Genomic DNA, 15,908 nt, shown 5'->3' on the forward strand with positions numbered 1-15,908 from the left:
CCCACATCATGACCAACGCATCCAAGCCCCTCGTTGCCCCCGCGCACGTCAGCGCCATCGCGCCCTACCAGGCAGGCAAGCCGATCGAAGAACTGGCCCGCGAATTCGGGCTGGATCCGGCCACCATCGTGAAGCTGGCTTCCAATGAAAACCCGCTGGGCATGCCCAAGTCGGCGCGCGAAGCCATGCTGGCCGCGGCCGAATCGCTGGCGCGCTATCCGGACCCCAACGGCTTCGACCTGAAGGCCGCCTTGGCCGAGCGCTACGGCGTGCCGATGAACTGGATCACGCTGGGCAATGGTTCCAACGACATCCTGGAAATCGCTGCGCTGGCATTGCTGGAGCAGGGCACGTCGGCGGTGTACGCGCAGCATTCGTTCGCGGTCTACCGCCTGGCCACCCAGGCTCGCGGCGCGCGCCACATCGTGGTGCCGGCGGTCGACTATGGCCACGACCTGGACGCGATGTTCGACGCGATCGCCGACGACACTCGCCTGGTCTTCATCGCCAATCCCAACAATCCGACCGGCACTTTCGTGCCGGGCGACAAGGTTGCCGATTTCCTCGAGCGTGTGCATGCCGCTCACGGCGACCGTGTCACCGTCGTGCTGGACGAAGCCTACAACGAGTACCTTGATCCGGAATTCCGCTTCGACAGCACCGCGTTGGCGCGCCGCTATCCGAACCTGATCGTCTCGCGCACGTTCTCGAAGGCGTATGGCCTGGCAGGCTTGCGGGTGGGCTTTTCGGTCGCCCAGCCGGGCCTGACGGATCTGCTGAATCGCGTTCGCCAGCCTTTCAACGTCAACACGCTTGCGCAGGCGGCGGCCATCGCCGCCCTGGGCGACGCCGCCTACCTCGAGGAAGCGTACGCGTCCAACAAGGCCGGCAAGGCGCAGCTCTGCGCCGCCTTCGAAAAGCTGAACCTGCGCTACGTGCCCAGCTACGGCAACTTCGTGCTGGTCCACGTGGGCGACGCGTCGCGAATCAACCTTGAACTGCTCAAGCGCGGCGTCATCGTGCGCCCCGTGGCGGGCGACGGCCTGCCCGAGTGGCTGCGCGTATCCATCGGCCTGCCGCAGGAAAATGCCCGATTCATTGACGCCCTGACCGCCATCCTGACCGCATGAACGACGCGTTACCTTCTTCCGATCAGGGGGCCGCGGGCCCCCTGATTCCTGTATTGGCGGTAGTTGGCGTCGGCCTGATCGGCGGTTCATTCGCTGCGGCCTTGCGCCAGGCGGGGCAGGTGGGGCGAGTGCTCGGCGTGGGCCGCAACGCGCAATCCCTGGCTCGTGCCGTTGAATTGGGCCTGATCGACGAGGCCGTGCCGGCCGAAGAGGCTGCGCGTCGCGCGGACCTGATCCTGCTGTCCACGCCGGTGGGCGGACTGAAAGCCGTGCTGTCGCAAATGCTGCCGCATCTGGCCGACACTGCCGTGCTGACCGACGCGGGCAGCACGAAGGTCGAAGTGGTCCAGGCCGCGCGAGACGCGCTGGGCGACCGTATTGGGCAATTCGTCCCCGGTCATCCCATCGCGGGCGCCGAGCGCACGGGCCCAGACGCTGCCGACGCAAGCTTGTATCGCAAGCGCGCGGTCATCCTCACCCCCTTGCCTGAGAACAGCGCGTACTCCCGGGAACTCGTCAGCCAGGCGTGGCTGGCTTGTGGCGCCGACGTGCTGGACATGGATGCCGATGCGCACGACCGCGTACTGGCTTCGGTCAGCCATCTGCCGCACCTGCTGTCGTCGGTCTACATGGAGCAGGTGGCCACGGCCGATGACGCCAACACCCGGCTTGAACTGGCGGGCAGCGGTTTTCGCGATTTCACACGCATCGCGGCCGGGTCGCCGGAGATGTGGCGCGATATCTTTTTGTCCAACCGCGACGCGATGCTGGCCGAACTGGCCGCTGTCCGCGGCGTGCTGGACCGTGCCGAGCGCGCCATCGCCGATGGCGACGGCGAGGCTTTGCTGACGCTGCTGGATACGGCGGCGCGGGCGCGCCGCAACTGGCGCAAGGAGTAGCTGTCATGGGCGCTTTGCCTTACCTTGATCTGCCGCGCGTGCGACGCGCGCAGGGCACGATGGCCCTTCCGGGCTCCAAGAGCATTTCCAATCGTGTGCTGCTGCTGTCCGCTATCGCTGAAGGCGCCACCGTCATTACCGGCCTGCTGGATTCCGACGACACGCGCGTCATGCTGGCCGCTCTGCGCCAGCTTGGCGTGCAGGTGTCCGACCTGGAGGCGGGCAGCGTTACGGTGCAGGGTGTGCGCCGCTTCCCCGTCGAGAGCGCCGACCTGTTCATGGGCAATGCCGGCACCGCGATCCGCCCGCTGACTGCCGCGCTGGCCCTGATGGGCGGCGACTACCGCCTGTCCGGCGTGCCGCGCATGCACGAGCGTCCCATTGGCGACCTCGTCGATGCCCTCAATGCGCTGGGCGCGCGTATCGATTACCTCGGCCAGCCGGGCTATCCGCCCCTGCACATCGGCCGCGGCGAAATCGCCGACGACGCCGTGACGCGCGTGCAGGGCTCGGTGTCCAGCCAGTTCCTGACCGCCTTGCTGCTCGCCGCGCCGCTTCAGGCCGGCCGCAGCGGAAAGCCGGTGACCATGGAGGTCATCGGCGAACTGATTTCCAAGCCCTACATTGAAATCACGCTGAACCTGATGGCGCGCTTCGGCGTGCAGGTGCAGCGGGATGGCTGGAGCCGGTTCACGATCGGCGCCGGCTCGGCCTATCGCAGCCCCAGGCAGATCGCTGTAGAAGGGGACGCATCGACGGCCTCCTATTTCCTCGCGCTGGGCGCCATTGGCGGCGGACCCGTGCGCGTGACGGGCGTCGGCGCCGACAGCATCCAGGGCGACGTCGCCTTCGCAGATACGTTGGCCGCCATGGGGGCGAATGTCATTTACGGCCCCGACTGGATCGAAGTTTCCGGCGTCCAGGTGGCCGACGGCGCGCGCCTGAAGGCGTTCGACACCGATTTCAACCTGATACCCGACGCCGCCATGACGGCCGCCGCGCTGGCCCTCTATGCCGACGGCCCCTGCCGGCTGCGCAACATCGGAAGCTGGCGCGTCAAGGAAACGGACCGCATCCATGCGATGCAGACCGAACTCGAGAAGCTGGGCGCGCAAGTCGAATCTGGGCCGGACTGGCTGCGCGTGACGCCGCCGGCAGAGGGCGCCTGGCGCGACGCGCACATCGGCACGTGGGACGATCACCGCATGGCCATGTGTTTTTCGCTGGCCGCCTTCGGGCCGTCTGCCGTTCGTATTCTCGACCCCGGATGCGTCAGCAAGACGTTCCCGGGTTACTTTGATGTCTACGCCGGCCTCGTTTCGGCCTAGCGCTGCATTCCATCCATGACTTCGACCGCTTCGACTTCTTCTTCCCTGGCCCCGGTCATCACGATCGACGGCCCCACCGCCTCCGGCAAAGGCACCGTGGCCCATCGCGTGGCCAAGGCGCTGGGCTGGGCGGTGCTCGACAGCGGCGCCCTGTACCGGCTGACCGCTCTGGCCGCCCTCAATCGGGGCGTTGCTGCCGACGATGAGCCCGCCGTGGCGCGCGTGGCCGAGACGCTGGATGTGAGTTTCGACGGCCCCCACGTCTACCTCGAAGGCGCCGACGCGGGTCACGACATCCGCCGCGAGGAAGTCGGTAATTTCGCCTCTCGTGTAGCCGCTTTCCAGGGCGTGCGGCAGGCCTTGCTGGAACGCCAGCGCGCCTTCCGGCTCCCGCCCGGCCTCGTTGCAGACGGCCGCGATATGGGCACGGTGGTGTTCCCGGATGCGTCCCTGAAGGTCTTCCTGGTCGCCGATGTCGTCGCCCGGGCGGAGAGGCGGCGTAAGCAGTTGATCGAAAAGGGAATTTCTGCTAATCTAGACGACCTTTTGCGGGATATGCGCGAGCGTGATGCGCGCGATACCGGGCGCGCCACCGCGCCGCTCGCTCCCGCAGCAGATGCACACGTACTGGATTCGTCGAATCTGACGATCGCGGAAACGGTGCAGGCAATACTGGATTTCTGGCAAAAGGCCGCGCAGGTCCGCTAGCAATACCCGCAGATAGGTAGCTGGGTATGTCGGTGGATATGGCGACGGCCCCGACGCTGGACCCCAGGAGCTCAGCTCCAGATTGTTTTTTGATTAGGCCCTGCTGAAGCCAGGCAACACCCCCACGGGCCACCCCGCAAGGGTAAGCCAGCAGGCAGGTATTTTGACTCCACTGTGGCGGGCAATCCGCTGCGGTGTGTTCTTAACGGCCATTTCGGCCCAATGGATTTCAACCCCATGTCTTCCGTTTCCACTACCGCCACCGGCGGCGAAAGCTTCGCCGACCTTTTCGCACAAAGCCTCAAGAGCCAGGACATGAAGTCCGGCGAGGTCATCAGCGCCGAAGTCGTGCGCGTCGACCATAATTTCGTCGTCGTCAACGCCGGCCTGAAGTCCGAAGCGCTGATCCCCCTGGAAGAGTTCCTGAACGACCAGGGCGAGCTCGAAGTGCAACCTGGCGATTTCGTCTCGGTGGCCATCGATTCCCTGGAAAACGGCTACGGCGACACCATCCTGTCGCGTGACCGCGCCAAGCGCCTGTCGGCCTGGCTGCAGCTGGAAAAGGCCCTGGAGAACGGCGAACTGGTTACCGGCACCATCACCGGCAAGGTGAAGGGCGGCCTGACCGTCATGACCAACGGCATCCGCGCGTTCCTGCCGGGTTCGCTGGTGGATCTGCGTCCGGTCAAGGACACCACCCCGTACGAAGGCAAGACCCTCGAATTCAAGGTCATCAAGCTCGACCGCAAGCGCAACAACGTCGTGCTGTCGCGTCGCCAGGTGCTGGAAGCCAGCATGGGCGAAGAGCGTCAAAAGCTGCTCGAAACCCTGCACGAAGGTGCCGTGGTCAAGGGCGTGGTCAAGAACATCACCGACTACGGCGCGTTCGTCGACCTGGGCGGCATCGATGGCCTGCTGCACATCACCGACATGGCCTGGCGCCGTGTGCGTCACCCCTCCGAAGTCCTGCAAGTGGGTCAGGAAGTCGAAGCCAAGGTGCTCAAGTTCGACCAGGAAAAGAGCCGCGTCTCCCTGGGCGTCAAGCAGCTGGGCGAAGATCCGTGGGTGGGCCTGGCTCGCCGCTACCCGCAAGGCACCCGCCTGTTCGGCAAGGTCACCAACCTGACCGACTACGGCGCGTTCGTTGAAGTCGAAGCCGGCATCGAAGGCCTGGTGCACGTGTCCGAAATGGACTGGACCAACAAGAACGTCGATCCGCGCAAGGTTGTCACCCTGGGCGAAGAAGTCGAAGTCATGGTCCTGGAAATCGACGAAGACCGTCGTCGCATTTCGCTCGGCATGAAGCAGTGCCGTCAGAACCCGTGGGAAGAGTTCGCCACGAACTTCAAGCGCGGCGACAAGGTCCGCGGCGCCATCAAGTCGATCACCGACTTCGGCGTGTTCGTCGGTTTGCCTGGCGGCATCGACGGCCTGGTTCACCTGTCCGACCTGTCCTGGACGGAAGCTGGCGAAGAAGCCGTTCGCAACTTCAAGAAGGGCGACGAGATCGAAGCCGTGGTTCTGGGCATCGATACCGACAAGGAACGCATCTCGCTGGGCATCAAGCAGCTGGAAGGCGACCCCTTCAACAACTTCGTCGCCACGTTTGACAAGGGCGCCGTCGTTCCGGGCACCATCAAGTCGGTCGAAGCCAAGGGCGCCGTTGTGACGCTGTCCGTGGACGTCGAAGGCTACCTGCGCGCTTCCGAGATCTCCTCGGGCCGCGTCGAAGATGCCACCACCGTTCTGTCCGCCGGCGAAAACATCGAAGCCATGATCGTCAACATCGACCGCAAGACGCGTTCGATCCAGCTGTCGATCAAGGCCCGTGACAACGCCGAAACCGCCGACACGATCCAGCGCATGTCCGACGCCAGCGCTTCGTCCGGCACCACCAACCTCGGCGCGCTGCTGAAGGCCAAGCTGGACCAACAGCGCAACGACGGTTAATTCGTGACCAAGTCGGAGCTGATCGCCGCCTTGGCGGCCCGCTATCCTCAGCTGGCCGCCCGCGACACCGATTACGCAGTCAAGACCGTGTTGGATGCAATGACCCAGGCCCTGGCCTCGGGTCAGCGCATCGAGATCCGCGGTTTTGGCAGCTTCTCGTTGTCGCAGCGGTCCCCCCGTGTTGGGCGCAATCCCAAATCCGGCGAACAAGTGCTGGTGCCTGGAAAACAGGTGCCGCACTTCAAGGCCGGCAAGGAATTGCGCGAGCGGGTGGACTTGGTCGGCGGCAATGACGAGGACGCTCAATCCTCCGGAGCGAGCGAGTCGATACCGTCATCCATGGCAGGTTTGCACGCCATGCATTGACGCGTCGGCCACGCAGGGCTGCCTTCGGGCAGATCGGACCGCAAATGAAGCCCCTTGAGAAATCAAGGGGCTTTGTTTTTCCGCCAAGGCATTTTCGTCGTCGCCGATACTTACGGCCCGCCGGGCCTGGCCTGCGACCCGGGGTTTTTTTTCTCGGGGGCGGAAGACGTCGCTTACAATTGACAGTCTCGTATCATCTGGAGCATGCGCCATGCGCTATCTCGTCTGGGCCCTGCGATTGCTCGTGTTTGTCGCGGTATTGATGTTCGCCTTGAAGAACACCGATCCCGTCGCCGTGAAGTTCTACGCCGATTACGTCGTCCAGGACGTTCCGCTGATTGTCGTCATGCTTGTGGTGTTCGTGCTGGGCGCGCTGTTCGGGCTGCTGCTCACCGTGCCCGCTGCCCTGCGCCGCCGCCGCGAGGCCATCCGCCTTCGCCGCGAGCTGGATCGTATCCAGGCCGCGGTCAGCGGCAACGCGCCGGTCGTGCCCCCCGAGGCCGTCGCGCCCATGTCGCCGCTGTGATCGTACCCAGCAGCTTTTTTTTCGCACCGAATTACCGCATGAGTCCGAATAGTGGATTTTGAACCTTGGTGGTTGATTTTCGTGCCGGTGCTGTTTGCGCTGGGCTGGCTGGCCGCGCGCTTCGATATCCGGCAAATGCTGCGCGAAACGCGCAGCCTGCCCGACTCTTATTTCCGCGGGCTGAATTTCCTGCTCAACGAAGAGCCGGATCGCGCCATCGACGCCTTTGTCGAAGTCGCCAAACTTGACCCGGAAACCACTGAACTGCACTTCGCGCTGGGCAGCCTGTTCCGCCGGCGCGGCGAAATGGAGCGCGCCATCCGCGTGCACCAGAGCCTGCTGAACCGTTCCGACCTGCCCCAGGCCGAACGCGAGCACGCGCAACACGAGCTGGCGCAGGACTTCCTGAAAGCCGGGATGCTGGACCGTGCCGAAAGCGGCTTCGAGCAACTCAAGGACACGCGCTACGCGCTGCCTGCGCTGCGGTCGCTGATTCGCATCTTTGAATCCGAGCACGATTGGCCGCGCGCCATCGAGGCCGTGAAGACCTTGCAAGGCCTCGTTGACGAGCCTGTCCCGCAAATCGTGCATTACTACTGCGAGCAGGCGCAGACCGCGCTGGCTGCCAAGCCTGCAGACGTTGAAGCCGCCCACAAGGCGCTGGATGCCGCGGACCATGCCCTGGCAGCCTCTGACGCCGCCTCCAGCAAGGGCGCGATGGTGCGCGCCGCCATGCTGCGCGCGCGCCTGGCCCTGCTGGAACAAGACCCCAAGCGTGAAAGGCTGTATCTGGAATCGGTCATGACCGATGCGCCCGAATACGCGGGATTGGTGGCGGAGCAGTTGCTGGCCAATTACCGCGGCGCCAACCAGGCCGCCGCCGGACTGGATTTCCTGCAGAAACAGTACGGCCGCTACGCGTCATTGGACCTCTTCAACGTCGTGTTCCGCGAGCTGCGGGTCCAGCAAGGCGCCGCCACCGCATGGACGTTCGCCCGCGGCGCATTGCGCAGCCATCCTTCGCTGCTGGGGCTGGATCGCCTGCTGGAGGCGGAGCTCGCCAACGGCGAGGGCGACGCCGACCACGGCCCCGTGCCCGGCGCCGACCTGACCCTGCTGCGCAGCCTGATCCACAAGCACACGCAACGGCTCGATCGCTACGCATGCCGCAATTGCGGTTTTCAAGCGCGTCGCTTTTACTGGCAATGTCCTGGCTGCAACGCCTGGGAAACCTATGCGCCGCGCCGTCTGGAAGAACTTGAATGAACACTTTCCCCGCCGAAACCATTTCGCGTAGCCGCGTGCTCGTGGTTGGCGACGTGATGCTGGACCGCTACTGGTTCGGTGAAGTCGAGCGTATTTCTCCCGAGGCGCCGGTGCCCGTCGTGCGTGTCGCACGGCGTGAGGACCGCCTGGGCGGCGCGGCCAACGTGGCGCGCAACGTGGCTGCCCTGGGCGGCCATGTCACGCTGGTCGGGGTGCTGGGCGAGGACGAGGCCGGCGACAGCGTCCGCCGCCTGGCTGCCGAAGCCGGCATCCAGGGCGACCTGATCGCCGACGCAGCGCTGCACACCACCTTGAAGATGCGCGTGCTGGGACGCCAGCAGCAACTGCTGCGCGTGGACTTCGAACAGCATCCGTCGCAGGGCGCGCTGGACAGCGTGGATGCCGCGCTGGCCCGGCATCTGGCCAACCACGACATCGTCGTGCTGTCCGACTACGCCAAAGGCGTTTTGACCCGCGTGGAGTCCCTTGTTGCCCTGGCCCGCAATGCCGGCATCCCGGTGCTGGTGGACCCCAAGGGCGACGACTACGCGCGCTATCGCGGGGCTACCCTGGTTACCCCGAACCGCTCGGAAATGCAGCAGGCCGTGGGCCGCTGGAACTCCGAGGCCGAACTGACCGATCGCGCGCAGCGTCTGCGCGCCGACCTGGACCTGGAAGCCTTGCTCGTGACCCGTTCCGAGCAGGGCATGACTTTGTTTACCGATGCGGGGCGCGACCACATCGACGCGCAGGCGCACGAGGTTTTTGACGTGTCCGGCGCCGGCGACACCGTGTTGGCGACGCTGGCGGTGACCCGCGCCATCGGCCTGCCCTGGGCCGACGCCATGGGTTGGGCCAACAAGGCCGGCGGCATTGCCGTGGGCAAGCTGGGCACGTCCGTCGTCACCGCAGCCGAATTGGCAGGAGAATCTTCATGATTGTCGTTACCGGAGCCGCGGGCTTCATTGGCAGCAACCTGGTTCGCGGACTCAACCGCCGCGGCATCGAGGACATCATTGCGGTCGACGACCTGACCGAAGGCGACAAGTTCGTCAATCTCGTCGATTGCAAGATCGCCGACTACATGGACAAGGACGACTTCCGCCGCCGCGTGGCGGACGGCAGCCTGCCGGAGATTCGCGCCGTGCTGCACCAAGGGGCGTGCTCGGATACGACCGAGCGCAACGGCCGCTACATGCTGGACAACAACTATCGCGTCACGCTGGAACTCTTCGAGTTCTGCCAGGCGCGTCGCGTGCCGTTCCTGTACGCGTCGTCGGCCGCGGTGTACGGAGGTTCGACCACCTACGTCGAACATCCCGACAACGAAGGCCCGCTGAACGTCTATGGCTATTCCAAGCTGCTGTTCGACCAGGTGCTGCGCAAGCGCATGGACAGCCTGACGGCGCAGGTGGTGGGGCTGCGCTACTTCAACGTCTACGGTCCGCATGAACAGCACAAGGGCCGCATGGCCTCGGTGGCGTTCCACAACATGAACCAGTTCCTGGAGCATGGGCACGTGCGCCTGTTCGCGGGCTGGGACGGCTATGTGGATGGCGGCCAGAGCCGCGATTTCATCTCCGTCGAGGACGTCGTCGCGGTGAACCTGCATTTCCTGGACCATCCCGAGCAATCCGGCATTTTCAATTGCGGCACGGGCAAGGCGCAGCCTTTCAATGACGTGGCGGCCGCCGTGGTCAACACGCTGCGCGCCGAGCGCGGTGAGGCCGAGCTGACGCTGGCTCAATTGGCCGAACTCGACCTGATCCGCTATATCCCGTTCCCTGACGATCTCAAGGGCCGCTACCAGAGCTACACGCAAGCGGACGTCACGCAATTGCGCGCGGCGGGCTTCGCGGCGCCCATGCGCGACGTGCAGACCGGCGTGGCCGAGTACGTGCGATATTGGCGCGCGCGCAAGTAGTACGTAGTTCGCTGCAGCAGTTCCGAGAAGGCCACCGACGACCACGGTGGCTTTTTTTTGCCCGCGTGCTTGCCGAGGTGGATCTTCCCATTCACAGGGCGGTCACGCGCCTGCGCCGGCACGGATGATTCAGGCGTGGCGCGGCAACCGTCGCGCCCGGACCACCCTGGAGAGTCCTATGAATCCGTTCGTCCATTCCACCGTCGCCCGCAGCTTGCCGCTGGCGCAATGGCGCCGTCCTCGCGGCGCGCAGGGGGCGCGTTGTCCTCATTCCGCAAAACGGGCCTTGCGACGGGCGCTCGGCGTGCTGCTGCTGACCGCCGGCCTGGGCGCCATGGCGCCGAACGCTCACGCCGTGGACGTGAACCAGGCCACCGCCACCCAGCTTGAAAGCATTCGCGGGATCGGGCCTCGCACCGCCGAAATCATCGTGCAAGAGCGCGAACGTGGCGGCGCCTTCGAATCGCTGGACGACCTGAGCGAGCGCGTGCGCGGCATCGGCCAGAAGAAGGCCCAGGCGCTGCAGGCGGCGGGCCTGACGATAGGCGGCAAGGCCGGCGCGGCGGCGCCTGCAGGCGCTGCGCCTGTTTCAGCCAAGCCGGCGTCCGCCAATCCGGCTGCGTCCAGGCCGGGCTCGGCTGGCTCCGCCGCAGCCAAGTCCACGTCGTCGCCGGCGCCTGCTCGCGCCAGACCCTGACCTCGAGGCGGGCCGGGAGCCCCTGGCGCGGGCGCGGCTTTTGGCGCCGCGCCCGGCCGGGCGGAGTTATGATCGACCGCATGACTACTACCTATCCCACTATCGAGCAGACGGTCGGCAACACGCCCCTGGTGCGCCTGCAGCGCATCCCCGGGGCTGCCGGCGATGCGCGCGGCAATGTCATCCTGGCCAAACTGGAAGGCAACAATCCTGCCGGTTCCGTGAAAGACCGGCCGGCCCTGTCGATGATCAAGCACGCGGAAGAGCGCGGGGACATCAAGCCGGGCGATACCCTCATCGAAGCCACCAGTGGCAATACGGGCATTGCCCTGGCCATGGCGGCCGCCATGAAGGGCTACCGCATGATCCTGATCATGCCGGACAACCTTTCGGTGGAGCGCCGGGCGGCCATGGCGGCCTACGGCGCAGAGCTCATCCTGACCCCGGCCGACAAGGGCGGCATGGAATACGCGCGTGACCTCGCCACCGAGATGCAGGCGGATGGCCGCGGGCTGGTGCTGGATCAGTTTGCCAATCCCGACAACCCCCGCGCCCACATCGAAACCACGGGCCCGGAACTCTGGAATCAGACTGACGGACGCATTACGCACTTCGTAAGCGCCATGGGCACCACCGGCACCATCATGGGCGTGTCCACCTACCTGAAGTCGCGCAACCCCGCCGTCCAGGTGGTGGGCGCCCAGCCGGCCGAAGGCTCGCAGATTCCGGGCATCCGCAAGTGGCCCGAGGCCTACATGCCGAAGATCTTCGACCGCAGCCGCGTGGATGCCTATGAATCCATCCAGCAGTCCGAAGCCGAAGTCATGGCGCGGCGGCTTGCGGCAGAAGAGGGCATCTTTGGCGGCATCTCTTCGGCTGGCGCCCTGGTTGCGGCGCTGCGGGTGGCCGAACGCGTGAACGACGCGACGATCGTGTTCATCGTGTGCGATCGCGGCGACCGCTACCTGTCCACGGGCGTGTTCAACTGAAACCTAGAGCGCCAGCGCGGCGGCACGAGGTAACTTGCCGCCGCCCGCGGTTCGCCGTCTGAACAAAACGCATCGCGCGGCATCGGCATGCCCGGCGCGTCATTTGCAGCGTTCGCGGCAGCGCCCGATACAACAACGCCCCGGCATTTAGTCGGGGCGTTCCGCTTCATGTGACCGACATCAGCGCGTCACGCGGACTTCGATCTCGGTCGCCAGGTCGGCCACCGAAGTGGCGTAGAAATAGCTTCGGTTGTATTTCGTCAGCGCAAAGAAATTGGGCGTGCCGACGCGGTATTGCGCCGTGCCTCGCGCTTCTTCCACCAGATCCACCACGCCCAGCGGCTGGCTTTCCCAGCCTGCGCTGGAAGCCCCCGGCAGCAGGCGCGATCCGGCCGCCGTCAGTGTGCCCCAGCTTTGCTTGGGCTCCAGGCCACCGTCGACCAGCGGGGTAGGGTCGACGGGCAGCGCCACCGGCGCGAACACGGGCAGGCCGCGCTGCCAGCCATGCTGAGCCAGGAAACTGCCCACGGACATGATGGCGTCCTGCGTGTTGTTGGTCAGGTCGATATGGCCGTTGCCGTCGCCATCCACGGCGTAATGCATCACGCTGGTGGGCATGAACTGCGGCATGCCGATTGCGCCGGCGTACGAACCCTTGGTCTCGAGTTCCAGCTTGTCTTTCATGACCAGCGTAAGGAAGTCCGCAAGCTGGCCACGGAACATCGTGGCGCGCTCGGGTTTGGCGGGGTCCGGGTAGTCGAAGGCCAGCGTGGCCAGCGCGTCCAGCACGCGGAAATTGCCCATATTGCGCCCGTACAGCGTCTCGACCCCGATGATGGATGCGATGATCGGCGCGGGCACGCCAAAGCGCTGGGCGGCCTGGTTCAGCAGGTCGCGGTTTTCGTTGTAGAACTCCACGCCCCAGGCGATGCGCTTGGGCTCCACGAAGCGCGACCGGTAGGTCAGCCAGCTGCGCCAGATCTTCTTGCCGGGCGGGGCGGGCGCGATCAGCCGTGCCACCGTGGCGTTGTAGCGGGACCCCTCCAGGGCCGACACCATCGGCGCCAGCGGAAGCTGGCGTTCGGTGGCCAAATTCTCTACGAACGAGCGCACCTCAGGGCGCAGCGCGCCGGATGGCGTCAGGGCGGCCGGGGCATCGTCCGGCAGTTCGGGGCCAAGCGTCGGCGTGCTGGGCCCTATGCGGATGGGGGCAGACCCTGGAGCGGGGGCCGCCTGGGTGGCAATGGGAGTCGAAGGTGCGCTGGGGGCGGTGGTGGAGCACCCCGCCAACAGCGCGGAAAGCGTTCCGAGTTGCAGTATTCGCCGACAGATGAACATAATCTTCCTTATGGAGACCATGTATCTTACCCACCCGGCATGCCGCTTGCATGAAATGGGCAGCTGGCATCCGGAAAGCCCACAGAGGCTGGACGCCATCTCCGACCAGTTGCTCGCGAGCGGTCTGATGCCCTATCTGGACGATCGGCAGGCGCCCCAGGCGTCCCGCGATGACCTCTTGCGCGTGCACAGTGTCCAGTATCTGGACAGTTTGCAGAAACATACGCCGGACCAAGGGTATTACCCTATCGATCCCGACACCCTCATGAACCCGCATACCTACGAAGCCGCACTGTATGCGGCCGGCGCGGGGGTCGCGGCGGTGGACGCCGTCATGGGGGGCGACGCGCGCACGGCCTTCTGCGCCGTGCGTCCGCCGGGGCATCACGCATGCCGCGCGCAGTCCATGGGATTCTGCTTCCTGAACAACGTCGCCATTGCGGCGCAACATGCGATGGACGTCCATGGCCTGTCTCGAGTCGCCATCGTGGATTTCGACGTTCACCACGGCAACGGCACCGAAGACGTCTTCGCGGGCGATGACCGCGTGCTGATGTGCAGTTTCTTTCAGCACCCGTTCTTTCCCAACAGCGGCACGGACCAGCCGGCCGCCAACATGCTGAACGTGCCGGTGCCTGCCTACACGGCGGGCGCCGCCGTCAAGACGATCGTCACCGATTCGTGGCTGCCCCGACTTGAAGCGCATCGCCCGGAACTGATCCTCGTGTCTGCGGGGTTCGACGCCCACCGCGAAGACGACATGGGTCAAATGGGACTGGTTGAGGCGGACTACGCCTGGATCACCGAGCAGATCGTCGACGTGGCCGAGCGCCACTGTCAGGGCCGGATCGTCAGCACGCTTGAAGGCGGTTACAACTTGTCGGCCCTTGGCCGCAGCGTGGTCGCGCATATACGGGCGCTGGCGAAGCTGTAGAATCAAGAAAAAATTGTGCAATGCGATCCCGGCGCATCGCCGGGTCATTATTTCCATTTGGAGGCAGCGGGATGAAGGTGTTGGTACCTGTCAAGCGCGTCGTTGACTACAACGTCAAGGTGCGCGTCAAGTCTGATCAGACCGGCGTGGATATCGCCAATGTGAAGATGTCCATGAACCCCTTTGACGAAATCGCCGTCGAGGAGGCCTCCCGCCTGAAGGAAAAGGGCGCGGTCGCTGAAGTCGTCGCGGTTTCTTGCGGCGTTGCGCAATGCCAGGAAACCCTGCGCACCGCCATGGCCATCGGCGCCGATCGCGGCGTGCTGGTTCAGACCGACGCCGAGCTGCAGCCGCTGGCCGTGGCCAAGATGCTCAAGGCGCTGGTCGACAAGGAACAGCCCCAGCTCGTGATCCTGGGCAAGCAAGCCATCGACGACGACGCCAACCAGACCGGCCAGATGCTGGCTGCGCTGCTGGACTGGCCGCAAGCCACGTTCGCCAGCAAGGTCGAACTGGCCGATGGCAAGGTCACCGTCACGCGCGAAGTCGACGGCGGCCTGGAAACCCTGACGCTGAAGCTGCCCGCCATCGTGACCACCGACCTGCGCCTGAACGAGCCGCGCTACGTCACGCTGCCGAACATCATGAAGGCCAAGAAGAAGCAGCTGGACACCGTCACGCCGCAAGACCTGGGCGTTAATCCCGCGCCGCGCTTGAAGACGCTGAAAGTCAGCGAGCCGCCCGCCCGCAAGGCCGGCATCAAGGTGGCCGATGTCGCGGCTCTGGTCGACAAACTCAAGAACGAAGCGAAGGTGGTCTGATCATGACGACGCTGGTTATTGCCGAACACGATAACGCCCATCTGAAGGGCGCAACCCTGAACGCCGTCGCCGCCGCCGCCAAGATCGGAGGCGACGTGCACGTGCTGGTCGCTGGCGCCAACGCGCGCGCCGTGGCCGACCAGGCCGCCCAGGCGGCTGGCGTGTCGAAGGTCCTGCTGGCCGACGCGCCCCAACTGGCCGATGGCCTGGCCGAAAACGTGGCGGCGCAAGTGCTGGCCGTGGCTTCGAACTACAGCCACATCCTGTTCCCGGCCACGGCCTCGGGCAAGAACGTTGCCCCGCGCGTCGCGGCCAAGCTCGATGTCGCGCAGATCTCCGACATCATCGGCGTCGAATCCGCCGATACCTTCCAACGTCCGATCTACGCAGGCAACGCCATTGCCACCGTGCAATCGGCCGACGCCGTCAAGGTCATCACCGTGCGCACGACGGGCTTTGACGCCGTCGCCGCCCAAGGTGGCTCGGCCTCGGTCGAAGACCTGGCCGCCGTTGCCGATTCCGGCCTGTCCACGTTCGTGGGCCGCGAAGTCGCCAAGAGCGATCGCCCCGAACTGGCTGGCGCTCGCGTGGTGGTGTCCGGTGGCCGCGGTCTGGGCAGCGCCGAAAACTTCAAGATCCTGGATCCCCTGGCCGACAAGCTGGGTGCCGCGCTGGGCGCTTCGCGCGCCGCCGTCGACGCCGGCTACGCGCCGAACGACTGGCAGGTTGGCCAGACGGGCAAGATCGTCGCGCCGCAGCTGTACGTGGCGGTCGGCATCTCCGGCGCCATCCAGCATCTGGCTGGCATGAAGGACTCCAAGGTCATCGTCGCCATCAACAAGGACGCCGAGGCGCCGATCTTCGGCGTTGCCGACTACGGCCTCGTGGGCGACCTGTTCCAGGTCGTGCCTGAACTGACCAACGCGCTGTAAGCCTCAGCGCTGACGTCAACAAAAGCCGCGGGCCTCGTGCCTGCGGCTTTTTTTTGCACGTGCGCAACTAGCGTGCCCAAAATTTCGAAATCGTTTGATT

16 protein-coding genes are annotated in these 15,908 nt (G+C 65.4%); 15 read left to right on the forward strand and 1 reads right to left on the reverse strand.

The window, feature by feature from the left end; all coding sequences use genetic code 11:
* Nucleotides 1-8: 8 nt before the first annotated feature.
* The 12 genes from hisC to cysM all read left to right on the forward strand — a co-directional run bounded on the left by hisC (nucleotide 9) and on the right by cysM (nucleotide 11,783).
* Nucleotides 9-1,130 (forward strand): histidinol-phosphate transaminase, encoded by a 1,122-nt coding sequence (hisC, locus tag RT614_RS12610; protein ID WP_313622429.1) that lies wholly within the window; start codon nucleotides 9-11, stop codon nucleotides 1,128-1,130.
* Nucleotides 1,127-2,029: a prephenate dehydrogenase/arogenate dehydrogenase family protein gene (locus RT614_RS12615; protein ID WP_313622430.1), complete on the forward strand. Its 903-nt coding sequence runs from the start codon at nucleotides 1,127-1,129 to the stop codon at nucleotides 2,027-2,029. The genes hisC and RT614_RS12615 overlap by 4 nt, the downstream gene beginning before the upstream one ends.
* 5 nt (nucleotides 2,030-2,034) lie before the next feature.
* Nucleotides 2,035-3,357, forward strand: a complete 1,323-nt coding sequence (gene aroA, locus RT614_RS12620) for a 3-phosphoshikimate 1-carboxyvinyltransferase (protein ID WP_313622431.1) — start codon at nucleotides 2,035-2,037, stop codon at nucleotides 3,355-3,357.
* Nucleotides 3,358-3,372: 15 nt separating this feature from the next.
* Entirely contained in the window at nucleotides 3,373-4,065 is a 693-nt protein-coding gene (cmk, locus tag RT614_RS12625; RefSeq protein WP_313622432.1) for a (d)CMP kinase, read from the forward strand.
* A 237-nt stretch (nucleotides 4,066-4,302) separates the two neighbouring features.
* A complete protein-coding gene (gene rpsA, locus RT614_RS12630) occupies nucleotides 4,303-6,015 on the forward strand; it encodes a 30S ribosomal protein S1 (RefSeq protein WP_056322251.1) in 1,713 nt (570 codons plus the stop codon).
* Nucleotides 6,016-6,018: 3 nt separating this feature from the next.
* On the forward strand, nucleotides 6,019-6,381 hold the full coding sequence (locus RT614_RS12635) for an integration host factor subunit beta (RefSeq protein WP_313622433.1): 363 nt from the start codon (nucleotides 6,019-6,021) through the stop codon (nucleotides 6,379-6,381).
* A 211-nt stretch (nucleotides 6,382-6,592) separates the two neighbouring features.
* On the forward strand, nucleotides 6,593-6,907 hold the full coding sequence (locus tag RT614_RS12640; RefSeq protein ID WP_313622434.1) for a LapA family protein: 315 nt from the start codon (nucleotides 6,593-6,595) through the stop codon (nucleotides 6,905-6,907).
* Nucleotides 6,908-6,958: 51 nt separating this feature from the next.
* Complete coding sequence (gene lapB / locus RT614_RS12645) at nucleotides 6,959-8,173, forward strand: lipopolysaccharide assembly protein LapB (protein WP_313622435.1); 1,215 nt, start codon at nucleotides 6,959-6,961, stop codon at nucleotides 8,171-8,173.
* Nucleotides 8,170-9,111 carry a D-glycero-beta-D-manno-heptose-7-phosphate kinase gene (rfaE1, locus tag RT614_RS12650; protein WP_313622436.1) on the forward strand — a complete coding sequence of 314 codons (942 nt, stop codon included), beginning with the start codon at nucleotides 8,170-8,172 and terminating at the stop codon, nucleotides 9,109-9,111. Before lapB ends, rfaE1 begins: the two co-directional genes overlap by 4 nt.
* Nucleotides 9,108-10,097, forward strand: coding sequence for an ADP-glyceromanno-heptose 6-epimerase (gene rfaD / locus RT614_RS12655; RefSeq protein ID WP_056567633.1), 990 nt, complete (start codon nucleotides 9,108-9,110; stop codon nucleotides 10,095-10,097). Before rfaE1 ends, rfaD begins: the two co-directional genes overlap by 4 nt.
* Nucleotides 10,098-10,275: 178 nt before the next feature.
* Complete coding sequence (locus RT614_RS12660; protein ID WP_313622437.1) at nucleotides 10,276-10,794, forward strand: helix-hairpin-helix domain-containing protein; 519 nt, start codon at nucleotides 10,276-10,278, stop codon at nucleotides 10,792-10,794.
* 80 nt (nucleotides 10,795-10,874) lie between these two features.
* Nucleotides 10,875-11,783, forward strand: coding sequence for a cysteine synthase CysM (gene cysM, locus RT614_RS12665; RefSeq protein ID WP_313622438.1), 909 nt, complete (start codon nucleotides 10,875-10,877; stop codon nucleotides 11,781-11,783).
* A 180-nt stretch (nucleotides 11,784-11,963) separates the two neighbouring features.
* On the opposite strand, the gene mltB is transcribed toward cysM, so the two are convergent.
* Nucleotides 11,964-13,121 carry a lytic murein transglycosylase B gene (mltB, locus tag RT614_RS12670; RefSeq protein WP_313622439.1) on the reverse strand — a complete coding sequence of 386 codons (1,158 nt, stop codon included), beginning with the start codon at nucleotides 13,119-13,121 and terminating at the stop codon, nucleotides 11,964-11,966.
* 10 nt (nucleotides 13,122-13,131) lie between these two features.
* Between mltB and RT614_RS12675 the strand changes: the two genes are divergently transcribed.
* From RT614_RS12675 to RT614_RS12685, 3 genes are all read left to right on the forward strand, one after another.
* Nucleotides 13,132-14,055: a histone deacetylase family protein gene (locus tag RT614_RS12675; protein ID WP_313622440.1), complete on the forward strand. Its 924-nt coding sequence runs from the start codon at nucleotides 13,132-13,134 to the stop codon at nucleotides 14,053-14,055.
* 71 nt (nucleotides 14,056-14,126) lie between these two features.
* Nucleotides 14,127-14,876 carry an electron transfer flavoprotein subunit beta/FixA family protein gene (locus RT614_RS12680; protein WP_313622441.1) on the forward strand — a complete coding sequence of 250 codons (750 nt, stop codon included), beginning with the start codon at nucleotides 14,127-14,129 and terminating at the stop codon, nucleotides 14,874-14,876.
* A gap of 2 nt (nucleotides 14,877-14,878) precedes the next feature.
* Complete coding sequence (locus RT614_RS12685) at nucleotides 14,879-15,808, forward strand: electron transfer flavoprotein subunit alpha/FixB family protein (RefSeq protein ID WP_313622442.1); 930 nt, start codon at nucleotides 14,879-14,881, stop codon at nucleotides 15,806-15,808.
* The last annotated feature ends 100 nt before the right edge of the window (nucleotides 15,809-15,908 follow it).

It is taken from the genome of Achromobacter sp. (assembly GCF_032102605.1).
In the GTDB taxonomy this organism is placed as follows: Bacteria; Pseudomonadota; Gammaproteobacteria; order Burkholderiales; family Burkholderiaceae_B; genus Achromobacter.

Excerpts from the sequence above, each read along its gene's own strand:
- rfaD (WP_056567633.1), top strand. The coding sequence starts at position 9,108 with ATGATTGTCGTTACCGGAGCCGCGGGCTTCATTGGCAGCAACCTGGTT.
- hisC (WP_313622429.1), top strand. The coding sequence starts at position 9 with ATGACCAACGCATCCAAGCCCCTCGTTGCCCCCGCGCACGTCAGCGCC.
- rfaE1 (WP_313622436.1), top strand. The coding sequence starts at position 8,170 with ATGAACACTTTCCCCGCCGAAACCATTTCGCGTAGCCGCGTGCTCGTG.
- RT614_RS12680 (WP_313622441.1), top strand. The coding sequence starts at position 14,127 with ATGAAGGTGTTGGTACCTGTCAAGCGCGTCGTTGACTACAACGTCAAG.
- RT614_RS12675 (WP_313622440.1), top strand. The coding sequence starts at position 13,132 with ATGGAGACCATGTATCTTACCCACCCGGCATGCCGCTTGCATGAAATG.
- cysM (WP_313622438.1), top strand. The coding sequence starts at position 10,875 with ATGACTACTACCTATCCCACTATCGAGCAGACGGTCGGCAACACGCCC.
- aroA (WP_313622431.1), top strand. The coding sequence starts at position 2,035 with ATGGGCGCTTTGCCTTACCTTGATCTGCCGCGCGTGCGACGCGCGCAG.
- RT614_RS12685 (WP_313622442.1), top strand. The coding sequence starts at position 14,879 with ATGACGACGCTGGTTATTGCCGAACACGATAACGCCCATCTGAAGGGC.
- cmk (WP_313622432.1), top strand. The coding sequence starts at position 3,373 with ATGACTTCGACCGCTTCGACTTCTTCTTCCCTGGCCCCGGTCATCACG.
- rpsA (WP_056322251.1), top strand. The coding sequence starts at position 4,303 with ATGTCTTCCGTTTCCACTACCGCCACCGGCGGCGAAAGCTTCGCCGAC.
- RT614_RS12660 (WP_313622437.1), top strand. The coding sequence starts at position 10,276 with ATGAATCCGTTCGTCCATTCCACCGTCGCCCGCAGCTTGCCGCTGGCG.
- mltB (WP_313622439.1), bottom strand. The coding sequence starts at position 13,121 with ATGTTCATCTGTCGGCGAATACTGCAACTCGGAACGCTTTCCGCGCTG.
- RT614_RS12615 (WP_313622430.1), top strand. The coding sequence starts at position 1,127 with ATGAACGACGCGTTACCTTCTTCCGATCAGGGGGCCGCGGGCCCCCTG.
- RT614_RS12640 (WP_313622434.1), top strand. The coding sequence starts at position 6,593 with ATGCGCTATCTCGTCTGGGCCCTGCGATTGCTCGTGTTTGTCGCGGTA.